The 25,304-nt window shown below is 63.6% G+C and carries 21 protein-coding genes and 1 tRNA gene; 6 read left to right on the top strand and 16 right to left on the bottom strand.

What is annotated here, in order from left to right; all coding sequences use genetic code 11:
• Positions 1–47: 47 nt before the first annotated feature.
• The gene (locus ACMGG8_RS16745) at positions 48–1,031 is read left to right on the top strand and encodes a zinc-dependent alcohol dehydrogenase family protein (protein WP_108545551.1); all 984 of its coding nucleotides are present in this window, start codon (positions 48–50) and stop codon (positions 1,029–1,031) included.
• A gap of 277 nt (positions 1,032–1,308) precedes the next feature.
• A complete protein-coding gene (locus ACMGG8_RS16740; protein ID WP_108545552.1) occupies positions 1,309–2,235 on the top strand; it encodes a universal stress protein in 927 nt (308 codons plus the stop codon).
• A 34-nt stretch (positions 2,236–2,269) separates the two neighbouring features.
• Here the strand turns inward: ACMGG8_RS16740 and ACMGG8_RS16735 are convergent, their stop codons facing one another.
• The 5 genes from ACMGG8_RS16735 to ACMGG8_RS16715 all read right to left on the bottom strand — a co-directional run bounded on the left by ACMGG8_RS16735 (position 2,270) and on the right by ACMGG8_RS16715 (position 9,506).
• On the bottom strand, positions 2,270–3,901 hold the full coding sequence (locus ACMGG8_RS16735; protein ID WP_060839878.1) for a GMC family oxidoreductase: 1,632 nt from the start codon (positions 3,899–3,901) through the stop codon (positions 2,270–2,272).
• 78 nt (positions 3,902–3,979) lie between these two features.
• Positions 3,980–5,197 carry a mandelate racemase/muconate lactonizing enzyme family protein gene (locus tag ACMGG8_RS16730; RefSeq protein WP_060843936.1) on the bottom strand — a complete coding sequence of 406 codons (1,218 nt, stop codon included), beginning with the start codon at positions 5,195–5,197 and terminating at the stop codon, positions 3,980–3,982.
• A gap of 1 nt (position 5,198) precedes the next feature.
• Entirely contained in the window at positions 5,199–6,521 is a 1,323-nt protein-coding gene (locus ACMGG8_RS16725) for an MFS transporter (RefSeq protein ID WP_060843937.1), read from the bottom strand.
• 199 nt (positions 6,522–6,720) lie between these two features.
• A complete protein-coding gene (gene aldA / locus ACMGG8_RS16720) occupies positions 6,721–8,145 on the bottom strand; it encodes an aldehyde dehydrogenase (protein ID WP_414157952.1) in 1,425 nt (474 codons plus the stop codon).
• Between the two features lie 419 nt (positions 8,146–8,564).
• Positions 8,565–9,506, bottom strand: coding sequence for a LysR substrate-binding domain-containing protein (locus ACMGG8_RS16715; RefSeq protein ID WP_060839882.1), 942 nt, complete (start codon positions 9,504–9,506; stop codon positions 8,565–8,567).
• A gap of 321 nt (positions 9,507–9,827) precedes the next feature.
• Here ACMGG8_RS16715 and ACMGG8_RS16710 point away from each other — a divergent pair, with 321 nt between their 5' ends.
• Positions 9,828–11,000, top strand: a complete 1,173-nt coding sequence (locus ACMGG8_RS16710; protein ID WP_414157951.1) for a hypothetical protein — start codon at positions 9,828–9,830, stop codon at positions 10,998–11,000.
• A gap of 268 nt (positions 11,001–11,268) precedes the next feature.
• Entirely contained in the window at positions 11,269–12,144 is an 876-nt protein-coding gene (locus tag ACMGG8_RS16705) for a LysR substrate-binding domain-containing protein (RefSeq protein ID WP_414157950.1), read from the top strand.
• Between the two features lie 111 nt (positions 12,145–12,255).
• Here ACMGG8_RS16705 and ACMGG8_RS16700 read toward each other — a convergent pair whose 3' ends face one another.
• The 5 genes from ACMGG8_RS16700 to ACMGG8_RS16680 form a co-directional block, all read right to left on the bottom strand.
• Positions 12,256–13,617, bottom strand: coding sequence for an MFS transporter (locus ACMGG8_RS16700; RefSeq protein WP_060843941.1), 1,362 nt, complete (start codon positions 13,615–13,617; stop codon positions 12,256–12,258).
• Positions 13,618–13,747: 130 nt separating this feature from the next.
• Complete coding sequence (locus ACMGG8_RS16695) at positions 13,748–15,181, bottom strand: NAD-dependent succinate-semialdehyde dehydrogenase (RefSeq protein ID WP_414157949.1); 1,434 nt, start codon at positions 15,179–15,181, stop codon at positions 13,748–13,750.
• On the bottom strand, positions 15,178–16,212 hold the full coding sequence (locus tag ACMGG8_RS16690; protein ID WP_060839887.1) for an aldo/keto reductase: 1,035 nt from the start codon (positions 16,210–16,212) through the stop codon (positions 15,178–15,180). Before ACMGG8_RS16690 ends, ACMGG8_RS16695 begins: the two co-directional genes overlap by 4 nt.
• A 10-nt stretch (positions 16,213–16,222) precedes the next feature.
• Positions 16,223–16,735, bottom strand: coding sequence for a formaldehyde-activating enzyme (fae, locus tag ACMGG8_RS16685; protein ID WP_414157948.1), 513 nt, complete (start codon positions 16,733–16,735; stop codon positions 16,223–16,225).
• A gap of 378 nt (positions 16,736–17,113) precedes the next feature.
• Positions 17,114–17,551 carry a tautomerase family protein gene (locus tag ACMGG8_RS16680; RefSeq protein WP_060843944.1) on the bottom strand — a complete coding sequence of 146 codons (438 nt, stop codon included), beginning with the start codon at positions 17,549–17,551 and terminating at the stop codon, positions 17,114–17,116.
• A gap of 95 nt (positions 17,552–17,646) precedes the next feature.
• On the opposite strand from ACMGG8_RS16680, the gene ACMGG8_RS16675 reads away from it, so the two are divergent.
• Positions 17,647–18,651, top strand: coding sequence for a GlxA family transcriptional regulator (locus ACMGG8_RS16675; protein ID WP_060843945.1), 1,005 nt, complete (start codon positions 17,647–17,649; stop codon positions 18,649–18,651).
• A gap of 261 nt (positions 18,652–18,912) precedes the next feature.
• On the opposite strand, the gene ACMGG8_RS16670 is transcribed toward ACMGG8_RS16675, so the two are convergent.
• From ACMGG8_RS16670 to ACMGG8_RS16645, 6 genes are all read right to left on the bottom strand, one after another.
• A tRNA-Gly gene (locus ACMGG8_RS16670) sits at positions 18,913–18,988 on the bottom strand.
• A gap of 65 nt (positions 18,989–19,053) precedes the next feature.
• The gene (gene pgsA / locus ACMGG8_RS16665) at positions 19,054–19,614 is read right to left on the bottom strand and encodes a CDP-diacylglycerol--glycerol-3-phosphate 3-phosphatidyltransferase (protein WP_011061839.1); all 561 of its coding nucleotides are present in this window, start codon (positions 19,612–19,614) and stop codon (positions 19,054–19,056) included.
• A gap of 32 nt (positions 19,615–19,646) precedes the next feature.
• Positions 19,647–21,470 (bottom strand): excinuclease ABC subunit UvrC, encoded by a 1,824-nt coding sequence (gene uvrC / locus ACMGG8_RS16660; protein WP_414159944.1) that lies wholly within the window; start codon positions 21,468–21,470, stop codon positions 19,647–19,649.
• Between the two features lies 1 nt (position 21,471).
• Positions 21,472–22,113: a UvrY/SirA/GacA family response regulator transcription factor gene (gene uvrY / locus ACMGG8_RS16655; protein ID WP_011061841.1), complete on the bottom strand. Its 642-nt coding sequence runs from the start codon at positions 22,111–22,113 to the stop codon at positions 21,472–21,474.
• Between the two features lie 171 nt (positions 22,114–22,284).
• Positions 22,285–22,737: a GNAT family N-acetyltransferase gene (locus tag ACMGG8_RS16650; RefSeq protein WP_108545561.1), complete on the bottom strand. Its 453-nt coding sequence runs from the start codon at positions 22,735–22,737 to the stop codon at positions 22,285–22,287.
• A complete protein-coding gene (locus tag ACMGG8_RS16645; protein WP_108545562.1) occupies positions 22,737–23,492 on the bottom strand; it encodes a carbon-nitrogen hydrolase family protein in 756 nt (251 codons plus the stop codon). The genes ACMGG8_RS16650 and ACMGG8_RS16645 overlap by 1 nt, the downstream gene beginning before the upstream one ends.
• 640 nt (positions 23,493–24,132) lie before the next feature.
• Here ACMGG8_RS16645 and ACMGG8_RS16640 point away from each other — a divergent pair.
• Positions 24,133–25,224: a 3-deoxy-7-phosphoheptulonate synthase gene (locus ACMGG8_RS16640; RefSeq protein WP_414157947.1), complete on the top strand. Its 1,092-nt coding sequence runs from the start codon at positions 24,133–24,135 to the stop codon at positions 25,222–25,224.
• Positions 25,225–25,304 lie beyond the last annotated feature (80 nt).

Below are 25,304 nucleotides of genomic sequence, written 5' to 3'. Positions count from 1 at the left end.
GCATCAGCGCCCCCGGGCGCTGGCCGCCCACTGCCAGGAGCCGCCTCATGCGCGCCATGGTTCTGAATGCCCCGGGCCAGCCACTGCAACGGCAGGAACGCGCCCTGCCCGAACCCGGCGCCCGCCAGTTGCTGATCCGGGTGCTGGCTTGCGGGGTCTGCCGCACCGATTTGCATCTGCTGGACGGCGAGTTGCCGCAGGCGCTGCTGCCGCGGGTGCCCGGGCATGAAATCGTCGGTGAAGTCACGGAGGTGGGGCCCCAGGTCGACCCTGGCTGGATCGGCCGGCGGGTTGGGGTTCCGTGGCTGGGCTGGACCTGTGGCGAATGCGCGTTCTGCCTTGCGGGCCGCGAGAACCTCTGCGATCAGGCGCAGTTCACCGGCTGTCATCTGGACGGCGGTTACGCCGAATACACCCTGGCCGATTCGCGCTTCTGCTTCCCCATCCCTGACGCACTCAGCGACATCCAGGCGGCGCCATTGCTGTGTGCCGGACTCATTGGCTTTCGCGCCTTGCGCATGGCCCAAGGCGCGCAGCACCTCGGGCTGTATGGCTTCGGCGCGGCGGCACACCTGGCGATCCAGATCGCCCGTGGGCGCCAGCAACAGGTGTATGCCTTCACCCGCCCGCATGACCAGGAAAGCCAGGACTATGCCCGATCCCTCGGCGCGGCGTGGGCCGGACCTTCGGATCAGCCGCCGCCTCATGAACTGGACGCCAGCCTGATCTTCGCGGCCGTCGGGGCGCTGGTGCCCCTGGCGCTGGCAGCCACCGTCAAGGGCGGCTGCGTCATCTGCGCCGGGATTCACATGAGCGACATCCCCGCCTTTCCCTATCGCCTGCTCTGGGGCGAACGCAGCGTGCGCTCGGTGGCCAACCTGACCCGCGAAGACGGCCATGCCTTTTTTGCCGAGCTGCAACACACGCCGGTGCACTGCGATATCACCCGCTTTGCCCTGGACGACGCCAATCAGGCCTTGGCGTGCTTGCGCAGCGGCCGCTTCAACGGCGCCATCGTGCTCACGCCCTGAAGTACCGTGGCCGCACGACCAGGCATGGGGCGCCTCGAACCGCGCCTTGCGCGGGCGAACCAAGGCATTGGCCTGTTCCTGGCTGCCGACGTTCAGTTGCAGATCTTCCGGGCACACGACGCCGTTGATCTGCCCCATGCTCCGCTCTCCCGCCGGCTTGACAAAAATCAAGCCGGTCGCCGCGACTCAAGCCAGCATAGGGTCGTGGCCGCCATGTCCGTACACCGGCTTGCCCGGGTGCCTCGGCGTTGCTGCATTAACCTGACGGAGATTGATCATGTCCGAGCCATCACGCTTCATGCTCGTCGTCTCGCCCCTGATGCACAAAAGCCCAGCCTTCGAACGGGCCGCGGCCCTGGCCAAGGCTTCGGACTCAGCGCTGCACATCGTCGCGTTCGACTACCTGGAAGGCCTGGCCACTGCCGGCATGGTCAACGGCCAGGCCCTGGAGCAGATGCGTCTGGGCTATGTCGAACGTCACCGCCAGTGGCTCGAAGAGCAGGCCCATCCCCTACGCAAGATCGGCGTCACGGTCACCACCGAGGTGGTCTGGGTGCAGAGCCCGCTGCAGGAGATCCTCATTCACCTCAAGGAGCAACCGATGGCCGCGCTGATCAAGGCGCTGGACCACGAGTCGCCGCTGTCGCGCCTGATGTTCACGCCTCTGGATGTTCACCTGCTGCGCGAGTGCCCGGTGCCTCTGCACTTTGTCAGCCATGTGCAGCACGCCCTGCCCCGCCGCATCGTCGCCGCTGTCGACCCGTTCCATCGCGATGGGCGCTACCAGGGCCTGAATGACAGGATTTTGCGCGAAGCCGCAAAACTGGCGAGCACCTGCAATGCGGTGCTCGATGTCATCTATGCCCATGACCTGTCATCCATCAGCGCTGCCGAATTCGGTTTCAACAACGCCTCGGCGTTCTTTTCCTCAAGCGCGGCCAAACTGTTCTTCGAAGCGCAGGGCGACGCCTTTCGCGAACTGGCCGAACGCAATGGCATCCCCGCCGAGAACCAGCACATGATCATGGGCGACCCGGCCAAGGTGCTGGCCAGTTATGCGGATGCCTACGATGTCGACATGATCGTCATGGGGCGGGTCCTCCGCCGGGGCATGGGACGCCTGATCGGCAGCACCGTGGAACACCTGCTGTACCGGATGCCGTGCAGCGTGTGGGTGGTAGCGCCGGAGAACCTGGCTGAATGAGGCGGGCCGCATTCAGGCCACTGCTCCTGCATGCTCATCCACCGACCATCGAGCGGGCATCCTCAAGAATCAGGTCGGCGCCCTTCTCCGCCACCATCAATACGGCCGCGTGGGTGTTGCCGGAAGTGACGTTGGGGAAGATCGAGGCATCGACGATGCGCAGCCCCGCCAGGCCATGCACCTTGAGGCGTTTGTCCACCACCGAGCGCTGCTCGTCGCGGCCCATGGCGCAGGAACCGCACAGGTGGTAGATCGAGCCGCAGTTCTCGCGAAAGTACTGCAGCATCTGCTCATCACTGTCCACCGCCGGCCCCGGTAGCACCTCATCCAGGGTAATGCTCTTGAGCGCCGGGGCCTGCATGATCTTGCGCAGCAGCCGGCTGCCCTGGATCACCTCGGCTATGTCCTTGTCGGTGCTCAGGTAGTTGGGGTCGATCAGCGCTGCATCCCGAGGGTTGTTCGAGGCGATCTGGATGCTGCCGCGACTGGTGGGCCGGCAGGGGTTGAAGCACAGCAGGAAGCCGGAATACGGCTCGGGCTTGAGGCTGGCCTTGTTGCTCTTGGGAATCTGGTACGACAGCGGGTTGAAGTACAGCTGCAGGTTGGGGTGTTCCTGCCCCGGGTCGCCACGGAAGAAGCCGCCAGCCTGGTTGACACTCATGGCCAGCGCGCCCTTGCGCGTCAGCAGGTATTGCAGGCCCAGCTTGAGCTGGCCGAGCAGCGAGCTGAGCTGGTCGTTGAGGGTCGGCACATTGGCCTTGTAGTAGTAGCTGACGCACAAGTGGTCCTGCAGGTTTTGCCCGACCGCCGGCAGGTGGCGAACCAGAGGAATCTGGTGCCGGGCCAGCAACCCGCGATCACCGACACCAGAGAGTTGCAGGATCTTCGGCGTGTCCACCGCGCCGGCACAGAGGATCACTTCCTTGTTGGCGCTGAAGGTCCGGACCACCCCTTGCTGGGTCACGCGGACACCCGTGGCGCGCTGTTGCTGCTCATCGAACAGCACCCGGTCCACCAGCGCGTAATGCTCGACCTTGAGATTTGGCCGGCGCAACGCCGGATGCAGGTGGGCAAAACTGCTGGAGCAGCGCTGGCCATCGCGGGTGTTGACGTCGTAGATCCCCGCGCCCTCGAATCGGGCGCCATTGAAATCTTCGCTGCGCGAATAGCCCAGTTCCTCACAGCCCTTGAGGAACACATCGCAGATGGAATGGGTCTGCCCCTTCATCGGGGTGATGCTGATGGGGCCGCTGCCGCCGTGGTACTGGCTGTCTCCCAGGGGATGATTCTCCAGCTTGCGGAAATACGGCAGCACCTCGTCGAAGCTCCAGCCGTCGTTGCCATTGGCCGCCCAATCATCGAAATCATGGGCCTGACCGCGCACATAGATCATCGCGTTGATCGATCCGGAGCCCCCCTGGACCTTGCCCCGCGGCGCGTAGATCGCCCGGCCGTTGAGCTGCTTCTGCGGCTGGCTGTAGTACATCCAGTTGAAACGCGGGTTGTAATACATCTTGGCGAAACCCACCGGAATCTTGAACCAGAACGATGAGTCCTTGCCGCCCGCTTCCAGCAGCAATACCGAGTATTGGCCCGAGGCCGAGAGCCGGTTGGCCAGAACGCAGCCGGCGGCACCGGCGCCGGCGATGATGTAGTCGTATGTCATGCAGGGTTACCGCTCAGGTCGTATTGAAGGCAGCCATGCCGGCTGCCCATGCCCTGCCCGTCTCCGGGCGGGAAGTGCTCAGCCCTTGGCCGGGGAGTGGTCGTTGACGTCGGCCGGCGTCGCGGTCATTTGCAGGTGCAGACGTTCGCCGCTGTAAGGCGAGTGCCTGCGTACCACGTCCATGTTCAGCTCCACCCCCAGGCCCGGCTCGCTGGACGGGATGATGTAGCCGTCCTCCCATTGCAAAGGCTTGGTCAGCACTTCGGCGTGGAAGCCGCCCCAGGTCATGATGCTTTCCTGGATCAGGAAATTCGGCGTGCAGGCCGCCAACTGGAAGCTCGCCGCCGCGCCAATCGGGCCGTTGTACAGGTGCGGGGCGATCTGCGCGTAGTAGACCTCGGCCATGCTGGCAATCTTCTTCGCCTCCAGCAGGCCACCGCAACGCGCCACGTTCATTTGCAGGATCGAGGCACCACCGGCCTGCAGCAGCTTGAAGAACTCGTACTTGGTGGTCAGGCGCTCACCGGTGGCGATCGGGATGCTGGTCTTGGCTGCCACCTGGGCCATGGCCTGCTCCTGGCCAGGCGGCACCGGTTCTTCGAACCACAGCGGGTCGTATTGCTCCAGGCGCTTGGCCAAGCGAATGGCCGAGGACGGCACCATCTGCCCATGGGTGCCGAACAGCAGGTCGCAGCGATTGCCCACCGCTTCACGGATCTTGCGGCAGAAGGTTTCACAGCGCTCCAGCACTTGCAGGGACAGCTGGTGCCCGGAGTACGCGGTGTAGGGGCCGGCCGGGTCGAACTTGAGGGCGGTGAAGCCCTGGTTCATGTTCTGTACCGCGCATTCGGCGGCCAGGTCCGGGTCGTCGTAGTCGTATTCGCCGCGGCTGTTCTGCGGATACAGATAGGTATAGGAGCGCAGGCGTTCATGGACCTTGCCCCCCAGCAGCTCGTACACCGGCTTGTTTGCCGCCTTGCCGATGATGTCCCAACAGGCCATCTCCAGGCCGCTGACCACGCCCATCATGGTCAGGTCCGGGCGCTGGGTGAACCCGCTGGAATAGGCCTGGCGGAAGAAGCGTTCGATGTGGTGCGGGTCCTGGTCCAGCAGATAGCGCTGGAACACGTCTTCGATGATCGGCCGCATCGCCTGGGGACCGAAGGTGGCGGCATAGATCTCGCCCACGCCTTCGATGCCGCAGGCGGTGCGCAGCTTGACGAACAGCCAGTACATGCCGCCGATATGCGGTGGCGGGACAGCGACAATATGGGTTTCAAGGGCGACGATTTTCATCTCAGGCTCCTGTTTGCGAATGTGGCTGGGTACGCTTGATGCGAGCGCGCAAGGCGATCGCGGCCAGGGTGCCGAGGGCGCCGACCGCGGCGATGTAGCCGAAGTACAAGCGGTAGCCCAAGGCCCCGGGGAAGTGTTCGGTGAGGTAGCCGTTGATCAGCGGGATAAAGGCGTCCGGCAGGTAGCCCACCACCGAGACGATGCCGATGGCCAGGCCGGTGATGCGCAAGGGAATACGGCAGGTGTCGAGGATCGCCCAGTACAGCCCGCGAATGGCGTAGGTCATCAGACCGATGAAGATCACGGTGGCGATCAACAAGCCCAAGCTGCCCATGGCCGGGAACAGGATCAGCCCGACGATGCCCAGGGTGGCCAGCAACAGGGCGACGATCAACACCGAGATATTCGAGAAACGGTCACCCAGCCAGCCGCCACCGATGCCACCCAGCGGCCGCATCCACAGCTTGATGGTGGTGATGGTGCCGGCCATCACCGCGGTCATGCCGTTGCCCTGCAGGTAGTCGGAAAAGCTGTAGGTAGCCCAAAAGATGTGGTAACCGCAGAACACGATGGCGGTCACCAGCCACAGCTCGGGGATTTTCACCAGGGTCGCCAGATCGCCGAGCAGGTTGAAACGCCCCTTTTCCACCGGTGCTGTGTCTTGCAGGGACTTGGGGTCCTTGAGCAGCACCAGCACGCAGCCGATGACGATGCAGGTAAAGGAATACAGGTAGACCACGTGACGGAAACCCTCGGCCGTCGACTCGCCGCGGGTCTCGGTGGCCAGGGCGAACAAACCCAGGGCCAGGGTCGCCAGCAAGGCTTCCACCAGGCCACGGCCGCCGTCGAGGATGCCGAAGAAACGCCCCTGCTCATTGTGGCGGGCAATCATCTTTACCCGTTTGAGCACCGAGGCCCAGAACGTCAGCCCGGTGGTCAGCCCCCAGCAGCCGAAGATGATCATCAGCGACGTCAGTGATGGCGCAGTGGAGTACCACAGGCCCAGGGCACCGGTGGCCACCAGGGAGAAAAATATCAGCAAGCGCGGAGCGATACGATCCGCCAGCCAGCCGCTGGGCAGGTAGCTGATCAGGAAAATGGTGCCGAGCATGGAGTACAGGTAACCCAGCTCGCTGTGGTTGATGTGCAACACCTCAAGCATGGTGGTCTGGTAGACCTGACGCAGGTAGAGGATCGGGTAGATCGCTCCGGCGGCCAGCACCAGCAGCATCAGTTGAAAGTAACGACTGCCCTTGTCGCTGTGGCTCACCGGCAACCCGGCGGGGTCCTGGGCCGAGATCAGATCGGCTGCATGCTTAGACATAACGATGCCCTCGGGCGCCGGTAACCGGCGCCGCTCATTATTATTAGTGGGGCAGCGGCAAGCTTGGAGCTTCAAGCGGCAAGAACGACTGCGGTGTTCTTGCTTGCAGCTTGCGGCTGTCTTGATACAACGACGGCAAGCGGCAAAATCGATTGCACGCTTTGGCTGGGTGCTTGCCGCTTGAAACGTGCAGCTGCCTTTAGAAAGGCATGACCACCAGGCGGGTCTGGGTGAACTCGAGCATGCCGTGCTTGCCGTCGTCACCGCCCAGCCCTGAGCGCTTCCAGCCGGCGTGGTAGCCCTGGTAGGGGTCAGCCGGGGTTCGGTTGACGTACAACTCGCCGGCCTGGATGGCCCCGGCGACTTTCATCGCGGTGCGGTAGTTCTCGGTGTAGAGCACCGAGGCCAGGCCAAACTGGTGGTCATTGGCCAAGGCCAGGGCTTCATCGATATCCCGGTACTTGAGCACCGGCAGGACCGGCCCGAAGATTTCCTCCTGAACGATCTCCATGTCCTGGCGGCACGCGCTGAGCAGCGTCGGCGGATAGAAATGCCCCGGCCCCTCGGGCATCACGCCACCGGATTCGAGCACCGCGCCCTGGGCGACCGCCCGCTGCACCAGGCCATGGATCGCCTCCCGCGATGCCGCACTCACCAGAGGCCCCATGCGGCCCGGATCCTGGCGCCGATCACCGAATTGCACGGCGGCGATCCTGTCCTTGAGCAGGGCCAGGAAGCGCTCGTGCACGCTTTCATGGACATAGACCCGTTCCACTGCCGTGCACAACTGGCCGCAGTGGGTCGTCTTGGAAGCGATGATGGCGCTGGCGGCCTGCTCCAGGTCGGCGTCGGGCTCGATGATGGCCGGGGTCTTGCCGCCCAGTTCCAGGGACGGCTTGGCGATATTGGCCTTGCAGTAGTCGAGCACGATACGCCCGGCATTGACGCTGCCGGTCAGGGTGATCATGCCCACTGCCGGGTGGGTACAGACGGTGGCAGCGGTGGCGTGGTCCATGGTCAGGATGTTCACCACCCCAGGCGGCAGGCCGGCCTGCTGGACCGCCCGAGCGATTTCAAAAGCCGAGATCGGCGTGTTGTTGCTCGGACGCACCACCACCGTGTTGCCGGCGATCAGCGCCGGCGCCACCTTGCGCAGCAGGGTATAGACCGGGTAGTTGAACGGGATCAGGCAAGCCACGACGCCAATCGCCTCGCGGTGCAGAAACAGCTTTTCGTCGGGGCTGTCGCTGGGAATGATCTCGCCCTCGATGCGGCGCGCCCATTCAGCGTGATAACGAGTGATCTGCGCGGCGTAACGGGCTTCATTGCTGGCGTCCGCCAGGCTTTTGCCCGATTCGGCCGCCAGCGCCTGGCCAATGGCGTCGGCACGCGACTCCAGGGCATCGGCCAATGCGCGCAGATAGTCACCGCGTTGGATGCTGGTCAAGGCAGCCCATTTTTTCTGCGCCGCACAGGCGGCGGTCACCGCAGCATGGGCCTCTTCCTGAGTGGCGGCCGAGACATGCCCCACAAGGCTTTCGTCGGCCGGATCATAGACCGCGATGGATACGCCGCTGGCGGGTTTGATGAAGTCGCCGTTAACAAAATTCTGTTCAAGTTGCATGGAAGTTGCCCCGTCGTTGGCAGAGAAGTGGCGCAGGCAGCCTGGACCCAATCCAGGCCCGGCGATCAAAGGGTCTGGAGTGGCCGAGCGGGCACAGCGCAGCGATCGACGGACAGGGCTATGGCCTGCAGGCAAGGCGGGAAACCGCGGGCAAGGTGCAGCGACAGGCAATCGACAAGGACCGGATAGGGCATGGCTGGGCACTCGGGTTGTTGTTATGTGAGTGCAGGCAGTCTTGTCGTCCGGCACGACAAGGACAAACGATTAATTGCGCGGACTAACATGCAAAAAACGCAGGTTATGACGCACTGATGATGGTGGCCTGAAGGACCTCTTCGCTGGCACGCCAGCTCCTACACAGGTTGCGCATGTGGACTATTGTAGGAGTCGGCTTGCCGACGAAGGCGGTCGCGCGGCCTCTAGCCCAGGGGTGTGGAGGCTGTGGAGGGCTCAAGCTGGCGTTGCGCCAGCCAGATTTCTTCTTCGAGCCACTGGCTAAATACCTGCAGTTGCGGCAACGGAACCTGGGCTGGACGTGTCACCAGCCAGTAGGACTGGTGCCCCTCGACATGCACGTTGTGCACCTGGGTCAACTGCCCCGCTGCCAGTTCCGCCGCCACCATGTGCCAGTCGGCAATGGTAATCCCCAAGCCCTCGGTGGCCGCGTGGATGGCCAGATCCAGTAGGTCGAACTCATAGCCGCCCTGAGTATCGACCCCGGTGATCCGCGCGGCATCCAGCCAGTGCTTCCAGGTCAGGTAGCGCTGGTCTTCCCGGGCCAATACATGCAACAGGGTCATGCGTTTGAGATCGATGCCCTGTTCCGCCGATTCCCGGGCCAGCAGCGAAGGCGCGCAGACCGCGATGTGCCGCTCCTGAAACAATAGGGAGCTGTCCAGGCCATCCCACTCACCGTCACCAAAGCGGATCGCACAATCCAGGGTCGCGGTTTCCGCCAGGCTGTCCTGCAAACGCGTGGTCAGGCTCAGCTCCAATTCAGGGTGCTGCTCACGCAGACGTCCCAGGCGCGGCAACAGCCAGCGACTGGCGAAGGTTGGCGGTGCATTGAGGTGCAAGCGATTGGTGTGGGACTTTTGCGCAATGCCGCGCAACGTCAACTCGATCTTGTCGAAGGACTGGTGCAGGGCACGCAGCAATACTCGCCCGGCACTGGTCAGCTCCAGGTGATGATGGCGTCGTTTCAGCAGGCTTTCCCCCAACTGCTCCTCCAGTTGCCGGACCTGGCGACTGACCGCGCTCTGGGTGACGTTGAGCAATTCGGCGGCCCGGGTAAAGCTGCCGGTGCTGCCGGCGACCTCGAAGGCCTTTAGCGCATTGAGCGCAGGCATTTTGCGTTTCACGACAGTCTCTCTGTGACAGCTGCAGGAGGCGCAAAGCATCGCATGCACCCGTAGACGGAATCCATGGGACTAACATTCGTTTTTGTCATGCGCAGGCGATGAATAAATCGTTTGTCGGGCCAAGAGCAGATAGCAACACTGCAGGCACATTACAAAAACAACAACGAGTACCGCCCATGCCTCATTTCCCGCTTGTCTCGATGATCGCCACTGGCTGAAGCCACAGCGTTCACCCCCCTCTCAATCCTTTCACCCTTGGCTGCCGCCCTTGCCGCGGCCGGGTTCATCGCACCCGACAATAACAATCCGGGAGAAAACCCCATGCTTTCCAAACGCTCCGGCTTTCTGTGCAACATTGCCCTACTGGGCAGCCTCGCCACCCCCGCTCTGGCCGTGCAAGTCACCGACCACCTGGACCTGGGCGGCGCGGTTCGTGCGCGCTGGGACTACGACCCGGACCGGGATATCCAGACCTTCAACTTCGACACCGCGATTCTCAGTGCCAAGTACAGCTCCGACACCTGGATCGGCGCCGCCAAGTACCGCTTTTACGGGCGCGCCTACCCCTACCGCTACACCGACAAGGTGGGCGACATCGCCTTTGCCGAGAGCGCCTGGATCGGCTACCGGTTCAACCCCGAGCAGCAGGTACAGGTCGGCCTGAACCAGATTCCCTTCGGCCTGCAGCCGTATTTTGGCAGCACCTTTTTTGAAACCCTGGGCAACGTGGTGGGCCTGGAGGACATCGAGCAGATCGGTGCCAAGTACATCCAGCAGAGCGGGGACTGGAACCTCCAGGCCGGCTACTACCTGCGTCCCGCCTGGCAGGGCAAGGGCACCAGCAACGGTCGTACCTACTCCAGCGTGGTGTCTTCGGCCGACAGCTACGTGGCCGACGGCAGCGACAACCGCGAACGCAACACCCTGGCGCTGCGGGTGGCGCGGGCCGTGCAATTGGGTGACTGGGCATCGGAAGTCGGAGTCTCGGGCCTGACCTCGACCCTGAAGAACAACGACACCCACAACGACGGCAGACGCAATGCCTTGGCCGTCCACTACCTGGGTAAGAACGGCCCGTGGGGCGTGCAATTGCAGGCAGCGCGCCAGCAGATGTCGCCACGCAATCCGGGCACCGATGAGTTGGTCACTCTGGGCGGCTACGACGGCACCTTCAACGTCGCCAGCCGCGGCAACCTGTATGTCGCCGACCTGAGTTACGACGTCGACGGCAAGTACCTGTTCGATCAGATCAGCGGGGTCAAGCTGTACGCCAACTACAGCGCCTTCGACAAATCGGCCAGCGACTACAAAACATCCCAGCGGATGATCCTCGGCAGCTCGTTCTCGCTGAGCAAACTGTGGATAGCCACCGAATGGCTGTTCGGCAAGAACGATCCGTACATAGGCGGTAGCAGTTATGCCCAGAGCCTGGGGGCCGGAGGCAGCAACCAGTGGGAAAACCAGGTGTATGTGAATATCGGCTACTACTTCTGAATTCTTGCCGGCCCTTTCGCTGGCAAGCCAGCTCCTACAGTTGGCAGGAGAATATGTATCTCTCTGTAGGAGCCGGCTTGCCGGCGAAAGCGATCTCACGGACCTCTTGGCGGGCAAGCCAACCTCCGCAAAGGGCACCTACAGGCTAAGATGGGCGCCCTAGATGAAGTGCCCTACAACAACAATAAACCTGCCCCGCCACTTCCAGCGCTCAGCCCGCCAGGCGCGGATCGCTACAGCCTGGCGCCAGGTGCGGAGTCTGCCCGCCATGCGCCAACTGCCCTCCCTGAACATGCTCCGGGTCTTCGAGGAAGTCGCCCGCCATCGCAGTTTCAGCCAGGCCGCCCACGCCCTCAACGTCACCCAGGGCGCGGTCAGCCGACAGATCAAGCAATTGGAAGACTACCTCGGCGTGGCGCTGTTCAGCCGCTCCCCTCAAGGGTTGGCGCTGACCGAGGCCGGCGCGGCCCTGGCGCCAAGCCTGGGGCAGGCCTTCGATCAAATGGAGCGGGCCCTGCAAGCCCTGCGAGTACCCAATCTGCGCCAGCGCCTGCGCATCGTCGCGCCGCCGACCTGGGCCACCCGCTGGCTGTCGGCGCACCTGCGGGACTTCTGCCAGCGCTACCCGGATATCAGCCTCAGCGTGACCCAGCACAGCAGCCACGACAGCGCGGCCGAAGTCGATTGCGAGATCCGCTTCGGCCAGCAGGCCGCTCCCCATTGCCAGAGCCAACTGCTGGTGATGGAGCGGCATATGGCCGTGGCCAGCCCGGAGCTGTTCAGCAATGGCCAGGCACCGGACCTTCGGCGCTTTCCCCTACTGCACATACTCCATGGGGACAAGCGTTTGCCGGTCTGGGAAAACTGGTTGGCAAGCATGGGCCGCGACGACATCGACGCCCGGACGGGATTGGAGTTCAGCACCCTGGACCAGGTGATCCACACCGCGCTGGCCGGCGGTGGGCTGGCGGTGATCGACCGGCAGATGATCGAACGGGAGCTGGCGGACGGACGCCTGCTGCCGATCACCCCGGTAGAGGTGATCGGCCCTTATGGCTATTGGCTGGACGTGGCGAACGACAAACAGGGGCTTTCCAAAGTGCAACTGTTCACCCAGTGGCTGAGCCTGGTGAGCAATCCCTGAGTCGGCTTCTCGTAGGAGCTGGCTCGCCAGCGAAGGCGGCAGCAAGCCATGCAAGACGCAGGGCCGCTTCGCCGGCCAGCGGGCTCCTGCATCAGCGTTGCGAACGCGATATCAGATCGGCGAGGCAACCTTGGGCAGTTCGCTGCCGGTCGAGTCAGCGGCGCTGACGCTGCACGCCTGGCTCAGCGTCAAGGACTTGGTCTCTGGTGCCCAGGCCCAGGAAATCAGCGCCCCCAGGGCCAGAATCCCGGCAAGGATGCCCATGGTCGGGCTGAGGCCGATCCCAGCCACGCTCACCGGTAGCAGGAAGGTGCTGATCGCCGACCCCAGGCGGCTCACCGCGGTGGCCAGGCCAATGCCGCTGGCGCGCACCTCCGTTGGAAAACTCTCTGCCGGAAACACCCCCACCAGGTTGCTCACCGCCGACAGCACCAGGGTAAACAACCCGAACAGCAGCACCATCAACCAGGCTGCGCTACCCGGCAGCACCGCCAGCAGCAACAGCGCCACCGCGAGGATGATGAAGGAGTTGATCAGGAACCCGCGGCGGGAAAACTTCACCGTGCACCAGATGCCGATCAGCGCGCCGAGGATCAGCAGCAGGTTGAGCATCAGTTCGGTGCCGAAGCCCTCGGCCAGGCCCATCTTCTGCAAGATCGACGGCAGGAAGGTGTAGATGGCGAAGTACGGCATGACAATGCAGACGAAGAACAGGCAGTTGAACGCGGTGCGCTTGCGGTACTCGCGGCTGAACAGCACGCCATAGCCGGAGCGGGTCTCGCCGGAGGGCTGTTCGTCCAGGACCACGTTGGCCCCCAGGTGCTTGTGCACGATGGCCCGGGCTTCGGCAAGACGCCCGCGGTTGACCAGCCAGCGCGGCGACTCCGGGGTGCCGATGCGCGCCAGCAGGATCAGCCCGGCGGGAATCGCCGAGGAGGCCAGCATCCAGCGCCAGGCATCGTCGCCGAGGCTGAGCATCGCGGTGCCGACAAAGGTTGCGGCGACGTAGCCGAAGGTCCAGATCACGCTGAACGAGCCCAGCAGCACGCCACGGTGCTTCTTCGGGGCGAATTCGGCGAGCATCGCGTGGCCGACGCTGAAATCGCCCCCCAGGCCGATGCCGATCAGCACCCGGCAGAGAAACAGGCCCATGGCAGTCTCGGCATAGAACTGCAGCACCGAGGCCAGGGTGATCAGCACGAAACTGACCAGGAAGATCTTCTGCCGCCCCAGGTGATCGGAGATCCAGCCGAAGAACAGGCTGCCGATGAACAGCCCCATCAGTGCCGAAGCACCGATCAGGCCCTGCCAGAACGCGTCCAGTTGCATCTGCGGGCTGAGCAGGGTGAAAGCGATACCGATCAGGCCGAGGATGTAGCCGTCGGTGAAGTGCGCGCCGAAGGTCAGGCCGGCGATTTTCAGATGGAACCGGCCAATGGGCAGGTCATCGATCTTGAGGGTTGCAGTGCTCATGTTCGTCTCCATTTATTGTTGTTGAATCAGAGATGAATCGGTGCGGGCATCCGCCCGTAGGAGCCGGTGCGCCATTGCGCTGACAAGCACAACGCCGCCCGGCCGGCTCCTACAACGCGAGGGCCGAGGGCTAGAGGCCGCCCATCAGCAGGTATTTGATCTCCAGGTAGTCGTCCAGACCGTAGCGGGAGCCTTCGCGACCAAGGCCCGATTCCTTGATCCCGCCAAAGGGCGCCACTTCAGTGGAAATGATGCCTTCGTTGATGCCCACCATGCCCGCTTCCAGGCCCTCGGCCATGCGCCAGACCCGACCGATGTCGCGACTGTAGAAATAGGCCGACAGACCGAATGGCGTGTCGTTGGCCCGCTGCAGCACTTCGGCCTCGTCCTGGAAACGGAAGCACGCCGCCACCGGGCCGAAGGTTTCTTCCTGGGCGATCAGCATCTCGCCGCTGACCTCGGTGAGGATGGTCGGCTCGAAGAAGGTGCCGCCCAGGGCATGGCGACGACCGCCGCAGAGCAGCCGGGCGCCCTTCTCCAGCGCATCGCCGACATGCGCCTCGACCTTGGCCAGGGCCGCCGCATTGATCAGCGGCCCCTGCTCGGTATCGCCCTCCAGGGCGCTGCCGACCCGCAGCGCGGCAACCGCCTCGGCCAGCTTGGCGGTGAAGGCCTCATACACGCCGTCCTGGATGAAGAAGCGGTTGACGCAGACACAGGTCTGCCCGGTGTTGCGGAACTTCGAGGCCATGGCGCCCTTGACCGCGGCATCCAGGTCGGCGTCGTCGAAGACAATGAACGGTGCATTGCCTCCCAGCTCCAGAGTGACTTTCTTCAAGGTGTCGGCGGCCTGGCGCATCAGCAGTTTGCCGGTGCGGGTCGAGCCGGTGAACGACAGCTTGCGCACCACGCTCGAAGCCTGCAGCGCCTGGCCAATGGCGGGCGCATCGCCGGAGACGATGTTCAGCACCCCGGCGGGAATGCCCGCCTGCTCCGCCAGCACCCCAAGGGCAAAGGCCGAAAGCGGGGTTTCTTCCGAGGGCTTGAGGATCATCGTGCAACCGGCGGCCAGGGCTGGACCGACCTTGCGCGTGACCATGGCCAGGGGGAAGTTCCACGGAGTGATCGCCGCGACTACGCCAATCGGCTCCTTGGTCACGATGATCCGCGCGTCGGCCTTGTGGCTGGGGATCACGTCGCCGTAGGCGCGCTTGGCCTCCTCGCCGAACCATTCGAGGAAGCTTGCGGCATAGACCACTTCGCCCATGGCTTCGGCTAGGGGCTTGCCCTGTTCGCGGCTGAGCAAGGTGGCCAGTTCGCGCTGCTGGGCCAGCATCAGCTCGCTCCAGCGCTTGAGTCGCTGGCTGCGCTCCTTGGCGGTGAGTGCGCGCCAGGCGGGCAAGGCGCGCTGGGCGGCGGCAATGGCCAGGCGAGTTTCTTCGGCGCCAGCCTTTTGCACCTGGGCAATCCGTTCGCCATTGGCCGGGTTGTACACCGGGTAGCTGACGCCGCCGCTGGACCATTGGCCATCGATGAAATGACCGGTACGAATCAACGCGCTCATGCCATGGCCTCGGTCAGGGAAAAGCGCTCCAGCCCCGGACGGGCCGTGCGCAGAATACGTTTGCCGGCGGTGTAGTCGTTGATCACATCGCAGGGGGTGTAGTTGCGCTCCAGCTCGTGCAGCTCCTCGGCATCCAGCGCGGTATCCAGCGCTGCCAGGGCGCTGTCGAACTGCGCCGTGGTATCGGCCCCCACCAGCATGCAATCGACCCCGGCATGGTTGAGCACCCAGGCCTGGGCCACCTGGGCATTGGACAGGCCGCGGGCACGGGCCACGCGTTGCACCGAGCGGGCGATCTGCAACGAGGCCTCGTCGCTGTACATCTGCTGGGTGAAGAAGTCGGTCTGGTTGCGGGTCGACTGCACGTCGCCAGTGAGCAGGCCCCGGGCCAGCGGGCTGAACACCGAGACGCCCAGGCCCTGGTCACGGCAGAACGGAATCATCTCGCGCTCTTCCTCGCGGTAGGCGCAGTTGAGCTGCAGCTGCATGTTGATCGGCTTGACCCAGCCGTGGCGCTCACAGGCCATGAGCAGCTTCGCCAGCTGCCCGGTGAGCATGGTGGAGACGCCGATATAGCGAGCCTTGCCGGCGCGGACGATGTCGTTCAGCGCCTGCATGGTTTCTTCCACCGGGGTGTTCACATCGAAGTAATGCAGCATGAACACATCGACGTAATCCATGCCCAAGCGCTTGAGCGAGGCATCGATGCTGTCGAGGATGTGCTTGCGCGAATGGCCGCTGGCATTGATCCCGCTGCGGGTGCCGTAGCCGACCTTGGTGGTGATCACCAGGTCTTCGCGGCGTGCCAAGCGCTTGACGATGCGCCCCACCACTTCTTCGCCGACGCCTGCGGAATAGAAATCCGCCAGGTCGATGAAATTCACGCCGTGGTCCAGGGCGTGGGCGACGATGGGCTCACTCTGCTTTTCATCGAAGATCCACGGCTTCCAGTCCGGGGTGCCCATGTTCATGGTGCCCAAACACAGGCGCGAGACTTGCAGGCCGGAGTGGCCCAGACGAATGTATTGCATGCTGCGCTCCTCAGGCCTTGGGGGTGTAGAACGGGTTGCTGATCTGGTTCACCACATCCGCCAACTGGGCGCGCTCGGGCTTGCCGTTCAGGGCCGCGCGAATCGCCGTGCGGCAGGCGTTGTAGTTGTTGAGGTAGACCGCATCCAGATCATCGCAGTCCGGATTGACCCAGTTGGCGGTGACGATTGCCCAGTGGTCTTCGGCTTCGGCCGGCAAGGTGCCGTCCAGCAGCGCTTCGAGCACTGCCTTGGCAATACCGGCCTGGGATGCGCCCCAGGTGGCGTTGCCATGCAGCTCGCTGGCAATGGCCGCCTTGTTCACATACAGGGTCATGGGCTTGACCGGGATGTTGGGCTGGGCAATCACCATGAACGGGCAATGGCCCTGGCTCGGCGAGGCCAGGCTGTTGGCGAAGGCCTGGCCGGCAGGACCGTTGCGCGGCCCGATGAGGATGTTGATATGAGAGGCATTGACGCCTGGGCCTTCGAAGCCTTCGCCGATGTAGAGGTCGAGTGGTTGCATGGGTCTTTACTCTTTGCGGACACAATGGAAGAAATGACGCGGGGCCGGCAGTACCGGGCCCGCTACGTTTCGTTGCTTGAGTTCAAAGAGCGCGAGTGCAGAGGGACGCAGGGTTGACCCTGCAGGTGAACGGTAACGGACTGAGTCATGGCGCAAACGCTCTTTGTTGTTATGGATGAGCTGTGTTTGCGATGTTGTAGCACCGGGCTGGCGGGGGCCCGTAACCATTAAAAGTCATGCGGCCATGAGCTTTAGTCATAGCCGTGGACTTGTATCGTTCGAGGGTGGTTTCGGACCTTGGGCAGGGCCGGAAAAGCAGAGATCACGGCGCTTGGCCGGCGTTGGTTTTCCAGCCCCCCTGCACTTTGTAAGGACGCCTTACAGGTGTGCGTAGCCAGCCGCTGCCACGAACTGCGGAAGTCGCCACAACTGACCGTTCGCGCCCCAGGTCCCATCCTCCACGTCGCTGACCATGATGGAGGTCGCCAGCCGCTGCGCTTCAGGCAAGGCCACGGTGTCCATGATCGCTTGGTGCACTGCTGCGGCGTAGCGCGCGCGATGCGCGTCATCCAGTACCCCGGCCGGGGCGAGGATCTGTACCAGGCATGGCACGAACTGGCTGAAGTCGTCGCTGCCGCCGCAGCGCCACATGCCCGCAGGAATCTCCTCGGCGATCACCCAGCATAGGCGCCGCTGACGCGGGTCCGCTCCCAGCCCGCTGCACTGTGTAGCCGCCGCATCGACGGCGATGAGCATCCGTTCACGCTGCTGGGCACTCAGTACGCCGGCGGGCGTCTTGATGAAAATAGTCGGCATTGATCACATCTCCTGTGGGAAAGAGCCGCTATTAAAGAGCGCGACCAGCGCAAGCAACAGTGGCCGATTTGCCGTAAAACATGCACTATCAGCCAATGTACGATTTCACTCTGGTGGTGCCTCAAGGCGCCTTCGCTTCCAGCGTCACCCTTACCCTGGATCTGCTGGCCACCGCCGCCAAGCTTGCGTCCCGGGCAGGCGTGGCCGCGCCACGCTGGCGCGTGTGCGGTCTCAGCGCCGGCACCATTGAGTTGGCTGGCGGCCTGCAATTGCAGGTTGCAAACCTGCCCGCCCGAACGAACAAGCACGAGTGCTGGATCCTGCCTGGACTGGACGTAGACGACGCCGCGCAACTCGGGGTACGCCTGGCCCAGCCAGACGTCGCACCACTGGCTGCCGCCCTGCGCCGTCACGCCGAAGCAGGCGGCAAGATTGCTGCTTCGTGCTCGTCCGTGTTCTTGCTCAACGCCGCCGGGCTGCTGAATGGACGCTGCGTTACGACCACCTGGTGGCTGGCGTCCGCATTGCGTCACGCGGCCCCGCAGGCACGCGTGGAGCCGGACCGCATGGTGCACACCGATGGTCCGCTGATTACCGCGGGCGCAGCGCTGGCCCACGTGGACCTGCTGTTGTACGTACTGCGCCAGCGCTTCGGCGAGCGCTTGGCCGCGATGTTAGGCCAGGCGCTCCTGGTGGAGCGTCGACGCCTGCAGTCGCCCTACATGTCCCCGACGATGATGGCGCCCGAAAACGGTCTGATTGCCCAACTGACAACGCATATCGCGCAGACGATGCCAGCGCCGGTGACAGTGGGCGCGCTGGCGCTCAAGGCAAACGTATCCACGCGCACGCTCAACCGGCAGGTCACCAGAGTGCTCGGCTACGGGCCGCAGCAATTGATCCAGTCGGTGCGATTGAACAAGGCGCGGGCGCTACTGGAAAGTAGTGGGCTTTCGGTGGAGGAAGTGGCGGCACAGGTGGGGCTGGGAGATGCGGCGACTCTGCGGCGCTTGCTGCGCAGGCGCCTGGATGTGACACCGAGTCAGATTCGCGGCGAGGGGTTTGCTGTTGACAGCTCCAGGCCCTTCCCACGCCAGTAAACAGCCGAGAAGATCCTGGAGAGCATCGCGCACATAGGCAAGCGGCCCTGCCCCACCCGCCGCCTTACCGACCACCTTGACGTGGGCAACACTGGCTGATTTCCCTGCCCGGATTTGCGCCTGTTGAGAAGGGTTCAACCCTGGACTTGAAAGCCCTGAATGACGCCGGATTTCAGTGGAGCACGCAGAAACGAAAAAAGGACCCGAAGGTCCTTTTTTCAATGGCTTACAGAATTCAATGTAACTCTGCAGCGCTGTATTTGGAGCGGGAAACGAGACTCGAACTCGCGACCCCGACCTTGGCAAGGTCGTGCTCTACCAACTGAGCTATTCCCGCAACGTCTTGGTGTTGCGCATTCTATAGAAATCCGAATGCGCGTCAAGCCTTTGATTCAAAAAAACTTATTTTTTCTCGTTGTCAGTTTTCAGGTGCGGCCAGGCGGCCCGCAGGTACTGCAGCATGGACCACAAGGTCAGGCCCGCTGCCGCCAACAGCAAGGCGTAACCCACCAGCACCCAGAAGCTGAAATCTGAGGGATTGGCCAGCAAGATCACCAGCGCCAGCATCTGCGCCGCTGTTTTCCATTTGCCCATGTTCGATACCGCCACCTGGGCGCGGGCGCCGAGCTCGGCCATCCACTCGCGCAGCGCCGAAATGACGATTTCACGGCCGATGATCACTGCGGCGGGCAAGGTCAGCCACAGGTTGTGATGCTCTTGCACCAGCAGCACCAGGGCCACCGCCACCATCAACTTGTCGGCCACCGGGTCGAGGAACGCGCCGAATGGCGTGCTCTGCTGCAGGCGTCGCGCCAGGTACCCGTCCAGCCAGTCCGTGGCGGCCGCGAAGGCAAACACTGAACTGGCTGCCATGTAGCTCCAGCTATAGGGCAAATAGAACAGCAATATGAAAATCGGGATGAGCAGGACGCGTAGAACGGTGATCAGATTCGGGATATTCATCGGCACAACTGGCTACGAGGTGATTGGGCATTCTACTCGCTGTGCAGGTTTGCATAAATCAACTCTGCGAGCTTTTTACTGATTCCCGGTGCTTTGGCAATCTCGTCGATGCTGGCACGGGACAGTTCCTGCAATCCACCAAAATGTTTAAGGAGATCCCGTCGACGCTTGGGTCCGACGCCCGCCACCCCTTCCAGGGTCGAGGTGCGCCGGGTCTTGCCGCGTCGGGCACGGTGACCGGTGATCGCGAAGCGGTGGGCCTCATCGCGGATTTGCTGGATCAGATGCAGGGCCGGGGAATCGCCCTTGAGGGTGAACTCGTGGGCCGCATCGTTGAGGTACAAGGTTTCAAAACCGGCCTTGCGCGTGGCGCCCTTGGCGACGCCAAGGAGAATCAGGTCCGGCACCGCCAGCTCGTTGAGCACATCACGGGCCATGGACAACTGCCCCTTGCCGCCATCCACCAGGAGGATGTCCGGCAGCTTGCCCTCGCCTTCCTTGAGCTTGCTGAAGCGTCGGGTCAGGGCTTGGTGCATGGCTGCATAGTCGTCGCCGGCGGTGACGCCTTCGATGTTGTAGCGCCGGTAATCGGATTTCAGCGGCCCTTCCGGGCCGAACACCACGCAGGACGCGACAGTGGCCTCGCCGCTGGAGTGGCTGATGTCGTAGCACTCCAGGCGCTGCGGTGGCTCGTCCAGGTTCAGCACTTCGGCCAGGGCTTCGAATCGCGCCGCGACATGCTGACGGTTGGCCAGGCGCGCGCTCAGGGCTTGTTCGGCGTTGGTCACCGCCAGTTGCTGCCAGCGCGCCCGGGTGCCGCGGACCCGGTGACTGATGGTCAGCTCGCGCCCGCGCAATTCATCAATGGCGGCGATCAGGGTCGGGAAGTCGTCGTGCACCACGTTGACGATCAGCTCGGAAGGCAGGTCGCGCTCCGGGCTGCTGACAAAATACTGGCCGAGGAAGGCCGACATGACTTCCGCCACGTCTTCCTCGATGCCCACCTGGGGAAAGAAGTTCTTGCTGCCCAGCACCCGCCCGCCACGCACGCTGATCAGGTGCACGCAGGCGCCGCCCGGGTTGACGAACGCGGCCACCACATCCACATCGCCGGTGCCGCCTTCCATGCTCTGCTGGTCCTGGACCCGGCGCAGCAGGGAGATCTGGTCCCGCAGTTCGGCGGCCTTTTCAAAATCCAGGGTGCTGGCGGCCGCTTCCATGGCGCTGGAGAGTTCATCGGTCAGGGCGTTGCTGCGTCCTTCCAGGAACATCACCGAGTGGCGCACGTCCTCGGCATACACTTCAGGCGCCACAAGGCCGACACAAGGCCCCTTGCAGCGCTTGATCTGATACTGCAGGCAGGGTCGGGTACGGTTCTTGTAGTAGCTGTCCTCGCACTGGCGAACCATGAAGGTCTTCTGCAACAGGCTCAGGCTTTCGCGGATGGCTCCGGCGCTGGGGTAAGGGCCGAAGTACTTGCCCTTCTGCTTCTTCGCCCCACGATGGATGCTGAATCGCGGAAAATCGCCGTCCGAAAGGAACACATAGGGATAGGATTTATCGTCGCGCAGCAGAATGTTGTACGGCGGCCGCCATTCCTTGATCAGCGTCTGCTCCAGCAGCAGCGCTTCGGTCTCGTTGGCGGTGATGGTGGTTTCGATCTGGGCGATACGCGCCACCAGGGCGGCGGTCTTCGGTGCCTGGCCGGTCTTGCGGAAGTAGCTGGACAGGCGGTTTTTCAGGTTCTTGGCTTTACCGACGTACAGCAAGCGTGCATCGCTGTCGAACATGCGATACACGCCAGGACGGCCACTGCAGGTAGAAAGAAAAGCGCTGGGATCAAACAGGTCGGTCATTTCAGAGGCTGGCATCGACCATGCCATGACGAACCGCCAGCAGCGTCAGCTCGACATCGCTGCTGATCGAAAGCTTCTCGAAAATACGATAGCGATAGGTGTTCACGGTTTTCGGCGACAGACACAGCTTGTCGGATATGATCTGCACTTTCTGGCAGCCGACAATCATCAGCGCGATCTGAATCTCACGCTCGGACAACGCGTCGAACGGCGAGTCGCTGGAAGGCTGAAACGATTTGAAGACCAATTGCTGGGCAATCTGCGGGCTGATGTAACGCTGGCCGGCAAATACCAGGCGAATCGCCTGGACCATTTCGTTGAGGCCTGCGCCCTTGGTGAGGTAGCCCGCCGCGCCGGCTTGCAGCAGGCGAGTCGGAAACGGATCCTCCTCGCAGACAGTCACCGCCACGACCTTGATGTCCGGATGGCTGCGCAGCAGCTTGCGCGTGGCTTCAAGACCTCCGATCCCGGGCATCTTGACGTCCATCAGGACGACGTCGGGCTTCAGCTCCCGCGCCTTGAGCAGGGATTCTTCCCCTGACTCCGCCTGCCCGACTACTTGCAGGCCATCGATGTCAGCCAACATTCGTGTAATGCCCGTACGAACGAGATCATGGTCATCGACTACTAGCACCCTAATCAAGCAGACACCTCGCGATTTGGTCTTTAAAGGTTGCCGGACACCTTAGCAAAAAAGCGACGTACAAACCTAATCACAAGCGCTATATAAAATTCATCGGCGAGCGATAAAGCCACGCCGCCTGCCAGACCGCAGACCGCGTCGCACCTTCAGGCCCCGGCAGCCCGGGGCCCGCTACCCGGGTCCGGGGCCTGCGACAGTAGGACGCTCCATGCGCCAGAAACACTCCTCCTCCCCCACCACCTGCAACCCCATCCGTTCATACAGACGCTGTGCCGGGTTGTCCTTGAACACGGTCAGGCGCAACAGGCCAAGGTGCTCCTGGCGCGCCCGCTCCAAGAGCCGCGCCAGGACCCAGGCGCCGGCACCGCGCCCGCGCCACGCCTGCAGCACATGCAATTCACGAATATACAGGGCCCGCAGGTCCCGACTCAGGCTGACATAGCCCAGCACCTCGTCTGCCTGGCAGATCAGCAGATTCTCGCGACCGGCCCAGGCCACATCGAACGCCTCATCGAGCCACAGCAGGTCATTGCGAATGTAATAGCCGAGCATGGTCGAGCGGGTCAGGTCCCGGGCGAAAGCCAGGTCGGACGCTGACGCCGGGCGCAATTGCAGTGCATTCATCAGCCGGCCACCGGCACAACCCGGGCCTGCCATTGCCCGGCCACGCAGCGAGCAATCAACAGCGCTTCGCCACCCCCCTCCACGGCGCCCAGCAACTGGCCGTCACGGCCCCAGATCGCGCTACGCCCGGCACAGGCCCAGCCACCGCTGGGACCGCCATGATTGGCCATCAACAGCACAATGCCGTAGTCCCGGGCATAACCTTGCAACAAGGCGCTGTCGGCGGCATAACCGCCCTCGCTGATCAGCACTCCAGCAGCATAGATGTCGGCACCAGCAGCCACTGCAGCCTGTACGTGACTGGCATGACAAAAATCCGCGCACACCGCCAGGGCCAACCTCGCCTCTGCCAGTTGCAGCGGCGCCCCGCCCGTGCCCGGAGCAAAGAAGCGCTCCTCTCCGGCATGCAGATGCTGCTTGCTGTACACCGCCAGCGAGCCGTCGGCTGCCAGCACCAGCGCCCCGATCAGCACCGGCCCGTCCTCCACCAGGCGAATCGGCAAGCCCACCACCGCCGTCAGTTGCAGTTCCCGGGCCAGGTCCCGCAGCGGCTGCAACCGTGGGGAATCCGGTGCCAGCGCCAGTTGCGCGGCCAGTGGCGGCTCATAACCGGTCAGGGACAGTTCGGGAAACACCAGGACCTGCACCCCCTGTTGCGCCGCCAGCCGCATCAGATGCTGATGCCGGGCCAGATTCCCCTGCCAGTCGCCAGCAATGGATACCGATTGGGCGGCAGCGAGGGTCAGCACGGTCATGGAGATTCCTTGGCGGGGCAATGAGGGGGAGCGGCGAGTGTGGCATAAATCCTGGCGGCGCTTAATCCATCGCCCGAGACAACAGCGTCCATAGAAATTACTGATTGAATCGCGGCCCTGGCCTCTAGTAAGCTCGCCCCACTTCACGGAGAAACCCCATGCTGTCCCAGACCCCTTCCCTGCACCGCCACACCGCCAGCGCACTGCGTTCGGTTGCGGCTGCCCGGGTCAATGGCAACCTGGCTCCGGTCAACTTTTATTTTGGGTATTGGTTTAGCCACTGGCGCGCCTGATACCCAACCGGCGCCCACTTTGACGGGTCGCCTACCAGAGAAATCTCAACCCCCGGTCGGCCTCCCGACCGGGGGTTTTGTTTTTTCCGGCACCACGTTTTCAACCACGACTTTTCTGCAACACACCGAACTTACTGAGGATTGCCCCATGAACTACGCCACCTATTACCGCTACGACATGTTTTCCGCCTGGCGATTTAGCAGCCTCCGCTCGGGACAGCCTGCCGCCTCCGATCGGTCACCTACCGGTGGCAATTGCACACTGATGGCCAGTACGGCCAATTGTCGAACACCCCAGTAGGGCCGCGCGCGGGACATCACCCGCCGCCCGCCCAGGAAGACCGCACATGAACTCGTCCGTATCCGCTCTGCCCCTGTCCGCCCACGTCAGCGCCAATGAACCCCTGACCCGGCGCCTGCCCAGCTCCCTGGAGCTCAAGCAGCAACTGCCGCTGTCCCTGGCCCTGAGCCAGCAAGTTGCCAACCACCGCCTGGCGGTGCGCGCCATTCTCGAAGGTCGCGACCCACGCCTGCTGGTCGTCGTCGGCCCCTGCTCCATCCACGACCCGCAATCGGCCCTGGAATACGCCGCCAACCTGGCCCGCCTGGCCGAAGAGTTGAGCGACCAGATGCTCCTGGTGATGCGCGCCTACGTGGAAAAGCCCCGCACCACCGTCGGCTGGAAAGGCCTGGCCTACGACCCGCACCTGGATGGCAGCGACGACATGGCCGGCGGCCTGAGCCTGTCCCGGGACCTGATGCGCGAGATGCTGCGCCTGGGCCTGCCGATCGCCACCGAACTGCTGCAACCCATGGCCGCCGGCTACTTCGACGATCTGCTGAGCTGGGTGGCCATTGGCGCGCGCACCACCGAATCGCAGATCCACCGGGAAATGGCCAGCGGCCTGGAAATGCCCGTGGGCTTCAAGAACGGCACCGACGGCGGCGTCGCCATCGCCTGTGACGCCATGCGTTCGGCGGCGCACCCGCACCGTCACTTCGGCATCGACAGCCAGGGCCACCCGGCGATCATCCAGACCCCGGGCAACCCCGACACCCACCTGGTGCTGCGCGGCGGCCATCACGGGCCGAACTACGACCGCCAGAGCGTGGCCCAGGTCCAGCGCGACCTGCACAAGCTGAAGATCCCGGCGCGGATCATGGTCGATTGCAGCCACGCCAACAGCGGCAAGGACCCGTTGCGCCAACCGGCGGTGTTCAACGAGGTCCTGGAGCAACGCCTGCAGGGCGATCGCTCGCTGGTCGCAGTGATGCTGGAAAGCCACCTGTTCGAAGGCTGCCAACCCTTAAGCGGCCAACTGCGCTACGGCGTGTCGGTGACCGACGGCTGTCTGGGCTGGGCCGCCACCGAGCAATTGCTGCGCCGCGGCGCAGAACAACTGCAACAAGCAGGCAAGGTCGCCGCCGTCCCCGCCTGACCGCCAGCGCCCCAACCCCGCCCGCCGCCCGCGCAAGCGCCGGGCGGCAACGCTTTGCAGGAACTTTGACAAGAAATAGC

Origin of the sequence: Pseudomonas sp. BNK-45 (assembly GCF_047456255.1) — a bacterium.
GTDB lineage: Bacteria > Pseudomonadota > Gammaproteobacteria > Pseudomonadales > Pseudomonadaceae > Aquipseudomonas.
Note: the sequence above shows the minus strand (reverse complement) of the source record. Positions and strands in the feature narration are given on the sequence as shown.

What these genes read in the sequence shown, in the direction of transcription:
- ACMGG8_RS16650 (WP_108545561.1), bottom strand. Translation starts at nt 22,737, where the DNA reads ATGAATGCACTGCAATTGCGCCCGGCGTCAGCGTCCGACCTGGCTTTC.
- ACMGG8_RS16700 (WP_060843941.1), bottom strand. Translation starts at nt 13,617, where the DNA reads ATGAGCACTGCAACCCTCAAGATCGATGACCTGCCCATTGGCCGGTTC.
- ACMGG8_RS16725 (WP_060843937.1), bottom strand. Translation starts at nt 6,521, where the DNA reads ATGTCTAAGCATGCAGCCGATCTGATCTCGGCCCAGGACCCCGCCGGG.
- uvrC (WP_414159944.1), bottom strand. Translation starts at nt 21,470, where the DNA reads ATGACCGACCTGTTTGATCCCAGCGCTTTTCTTTCTACCTGCAGTGGC.
- ACMGG8_RS16645 (WP_108545562.1), bottom strand. Translation starts at nt 23,492, where the DNA reads ATGACCGTGCTGACCCTCGCTGCCGCCCAATCGGTATCCATTGCTGGC.
- ACMGG8_RS16735 (WP_060839878.1), bottom strand. Translation starts at nt 3,901, where the DNA reads ATGACATACGACTACATCATCGCCGGCGCCGGTGCCGCCGGCTGCGTT.
- ACMGG8_RS16745 (WP_108545551.1), top strand. Translation starts at nt 48, where the DNA reads ATGCGCGCCATGGTTCTGAATGCCCCGGGCCAGCCACTGCAACGGCAG.
- ACMGG8_RS16640 (WP_414157947.1), top strand. Translation starts at nt 24,133, where the DNA reads ATGAACTCGTCCGTATCCGCTCTGCCCCTGTCCGCCCACGTCAGCGCC.
- ACMGG8_RS16730 (WP_060843936.1), bottom strand. Translation starts at nt 5,197, where the DNA reads ATGAAAATCGTCGCCCTTGAAACCCATATTGTCGCTGTCCCGCCACCG.
- ACMGG8_RS16740 (WP_108545552.1), top strand. Translation starts at nt 1,309, where the DNA reads ATGTCCGAGCCATCACGCTTCATGCTCGTCGTCTCGCCCCTGATGCAC.
- fae (WP_414157948.1), bottom strand. Translation starts at nt 16,735, where the DNA reads ATGCAACCACTCGACCTCTACATCGGCGAAGGCTTCGAAGGCCCAGGC.
- pgsA (WP_011061839.1), bottom strand. Translation starts at nt 19,614, where the DNA reads ATGAATATCCCGAATCTGATCACCGTTCTACGCGTCCTGCTCATCCCG.
- ACMGG8_RS16705 (WP_414157950.1), top strand. Translation starts at nt 11,269, where the DNA reads ATGCGCCAACTGCCCTCCCTGAACATGCTCCGGGTCTTCGAGGAAGTC.
- ACMGG8_RS16675 (WP_060843945.1), top strand. Translation starts at nt 17,647, where the DNA reads ATGTACGATTTCACTCTGGTGGTGCCTCAAGGCGCCTTCGCTTCCAGC.
- aldA (WP_414157952.1), bottom strand. Translation starts at nt 8,145, where the DNA reads ATGCAACTTGAACAGAATTTTGTTAACGGCGACTTCATCAAACCCGCC.
- ACMGG8_RS16680 (WP_060843944.1), bottom strand. Translation starts at nt 17,551, where the DNA reads ATGCCGACTATTTTCATCAAGACGCCCGCCGGCGTACTGAGTGCCCAG.
- ACMGG8_RS16690 (WP_060839887.1), bottom strand. Translation starts at nt 16,212, where the DNA reads ATGCAATACATTCGTCTGGGCCACTCCGGCCTGCAAGTCTCGCGCCTG.
- ACMGG8_RS16710 (WP_414157951.1), top strand. Translation starts at nt 9,828, where the DNA reads ATGCTTTCCAAACGCTCCGGCTTTCTGTGCAACATTGCCCTACTGGGC.
- ACMGG8_RS16695 (WP_414157949.1), bottom strand. Translation starts at nt 15,181, where the DNA reads ATGAGCGCGTTGATTCGTACCGGTCATTTCATCGATGGCCAATGGTCC.